The organism is Bacillus sp. AG4(2022) (genome assembly GCF_031844465.1).
Taxonomy (GTDB): Bacteria; Bacillota; Bacilli; order Bacillales; family Cytobacillaceae; genus Bacillus_AB; species Bacillus_AB infantis.
The window spans coordinates 1-1,864 of record NZ_JAUZVH010000024.1 but is presented as its reverse complement, the minus strand read 5'-3'; the positions used below and the strand labels follow the sequence as shown (position 1 = coordinate 1,864).

Annotated in this window: 1 protein-coding gene; it reads right to left on the bottom strand. The window is 43.3% G+C overall.

Annotated features, from left to right (window positions below; translation table 11 throughout):
* Positions 1–79: 79 nt before the first annotated feature.
* Complete coding sequence (gene ltrA, locus Q9R36_RS26065) at positions 80–1,336, bottom strand: group II intron reverse transcriptase/maturase (RefSeq protein WP_311226185.1); 1,257 nt, start codon at positions 1,334–1,336, stop codon at positions 80–82.
* Between the last annotated feature and the right edge of the window lie 528 nt (positions 1,337–1,864).

Genomic DNA, 1,864 nt, shown 5'->3' with positions numbered 1-1,864 from the left:
AATCGAGTAGGAGGCACGTCACCGTGCCGACCTCTCACAGCACCGTACGTACCGTTCGGTATACGGCGCCTCGAAAGTTTTATGAAATGATTACTTGTAACGATTTTAAACCTAGCTGTCGCCAATACTTATTGCTCAAGGCGGCATTAATTACAGGGTTTCGGGAGTTGCGCCAATAACCCTTTCGGGTGTTGGCGCTTTTCCGTGCATTTTCTCTTGAGATACCTAATTTCCTAAGGTTTTGGTACTTGGTCTTTATCTTTTTCCATTGTTTCCACAGGCACGCTCTCAGTCTACGACGGGTATGTTTATCGATATCCTCTGCGTATGATTTTATATCCCCAACTTTAAAATAGTTCCCCCACCCCTGGATGAGTTGATTAATTTTAAGGATTCTGTAAGTCATACTTACTCCCCAGTTACGGTTTGTCAGCTTCAGTAGTTTGGTTTCAAGCCTTTGTTTTGATTTCTTTGGCACGTACACCCTGGTTTTCGTTCTATAGAAACTCACTCCTAAGAATGTCCGTGCACTCGGCTTTCCCACCGCACTTTTCTCCTCGTTGACCTTTAGCTTTAATTTTCTCTCTAGAAATTCTGTAACTCCTTGTTTAACTCTCTCTCCAGCTTTAATGCTCTTAACATAGATATTGCAGTCATCTGCGTAGCGTACAAATTTATGTCCTCTTTTCTCCAGCTCCTTATCTAATTCATTAAGGATAATATTGCTGAGAAGAGGGCTTAAGGGACCTCCTTGCGGAGTCCCCTCTCTGTTGGTAATAACCACACCGTTCACCATAACCCCGGCTTGAAGAAATCTTCGGATAAGCTTAAGTGTCGGTTTATCAGAGATGGTCTTGGCTATCAGAGACATGAGCTTATCATGCTGGACTCGGTCAAAGAATTTCTCTAGATCCATATCTACAACGAAGTTGTAGCCTTCTTCGATGTATTGTCTTGCCTGTTCAATGGCTTGATGTGCACTCTTATTCGGTCGAAAACCATAACTAAAGTGGCTGAACTGCCTTTCAAATATAGGTGTTAACCTTTGAACCATGGCTTGCTGAATCACTCGGTCCGTCACAGTAGGAATCCCAAGTTGTCGTTTTCCACCATTAGCTTTTGGTATCTCAACCCTTCTAACTGGCTGAGGTTTGTATTTTCCTTCTCGTATCAGTTGAATAATCTCTTGTCCATTTTCCCTCAAATATAGGCGAGTAGCTTCTATATCTTTCTCATCGACACCTGCTGCTCCTTTGTTTCGTTTAACCTTTTTAAAAGCAAGGTCAAGGTTTTCAGTATCAACGATACGGTCAATTAATGTTTGGTTACATTCCATATTGTTTCCATGCTCTTGAGATTGCACAAAAGTAACTCCACGCTAGTTTAAGGTTTCCAGCTTTCCGAGCTTTCTGCCTTAAACCAGATTTGTTGGCTGTGTCATCGTTCTTTTGTAAAGTTCTCTAACATGGTAGCTCCTTTCGTTCCGCCCTTCTCAACAAATCGTTGATACTATGGCTTCTGCTGACTTCTCTTAGTTCAGCTGCTTATCACTAAGCAGGTTCTCCTTCCGGAGGTTTCTAAGAGACCTCCCGGGGTAAGTTCATCCACTTTCTCCTCATATATCTGCCACATTTATGTCTGTTCCATCCGGGGATATTTTGGACTTTGTTTTGTTTTGCAAACTCGTCCTGAAACAGTCCACCTCAAATGTGATTCGTGTACCTCAGACCGAGGATTTGCCTAGGGCTTCCTTCAGATTCCACGTCGCCATGGACACCCTTGCCTTCAGCTAATGGTTCGCATATCCCAACGCCCATAGCGGACTTGCACCGCCTAGTTGATGAACATGCCCGGCACACAAAAA

Excerpts from the sequence above, each read along its gene's own strand:
- ltrA (WP_311226185.1), bottom strand. The coding sequence starts at position 1,336 with ATGGAATGTAACCAAACATTAATTGACCGTATCGTTGATACTGAAAAC.